Origin of the sequence: Halorubrum sp. ASP1 (genome assembly GCF_005435135.1) — an archaeon.
In the GTDB taxonomy this organism is placed as follows: domain Archaea; phylum Halobacteriota; class Halobacteria; order Halobacteriales; family Haloferacaceae; genus Halorubrum; species Halorubrum tropicale.
On the sequence record NZ_SGUA01000041.1, the window covers coordinates 1 to 769 of the forward strand.

The window sequence follows — 769 nt, forward strand, 5'->3', positions numbered from 1 at the left end:
CTTTTCGGTGATTCAGTACGCCGCCGAGCAGGGTAACGCTGAGATCGTCTACGTCGGCGACGTGAACGAGGACGATCTCACGTTCGATCTAAAGCGACGCATCGAGCGAGACACGAAAGAAGATGAAATCGAGAAATCACGCCGAGCGGTCCGCCGCCGGATCAAAGAGGGGTATGATCACGGCCGCCCGCGATTTGGAATGACCTACGACGATGCCGGACACTACCAAGTGCCGGGAAAGGAGTTCGACACCGTCATGGAGATCTTTCAGCTCGACAACGCTGGGAAGAGTCGTCGAGAGATAGCGGACACAGTTGACATACCGGTTGCGACTATTCAGAACGTACTTGACCGGCGTGAATGGTACATCAATCGCGAGCAGATGGCAGAATCGTAGACACCCGGAATGTCCTAGTGCGATCGCAAAGGTAGCCCATTCATCTCTCGAATTCTCCGAGCGCTAGATCTACTTCATGAACACCATGTATGTCTTGATATTTCATTTTCGCCGTCTCGATAAATCTGTTCACTTGACCGGATCTTGGTCCCCAGTGTGTGATATCAACTCCAAATTCATTTTCCAGCACGTACCCACCACCAAGGCTCACGACAGAGGCAAGGATCAATATGGGTAACCATCCCTTCGGACCAACTAGAATAACGAGTGCTACCGGGAGCGAAGAGTAGAGTGAGTATGCTGGGAGGTTGTACAGAATGCCAGTTTTCCAATTGATTGCGTACGCCACAAAGCCACAGATCCCGAAGACGA

Annotated in this window: 2 pseudogenes; one reads left to right on the top strand and one right to left on the bottom strand. The window is 51.8% G+C overall.

Annotated features, from left to right (window positions below):
* Positions 1 to 397, top strand: a pseudogene (locus tag EXE48_RS18150) (serine integrase family protein); the annotation flags it as partial.
* A 40-nt stretch (positions 398 to 437) separates the two neighbouring features.
* On the opposite strand, the pseudogene EXE48_RS18565 reads toward EXE48_RS18150, so the two are convergent.
* Positions 438 to 769, bottom strand: a pseudogene (locus tag EXE48_RS18565) (hypothetical protein); the annotation flags it as partial.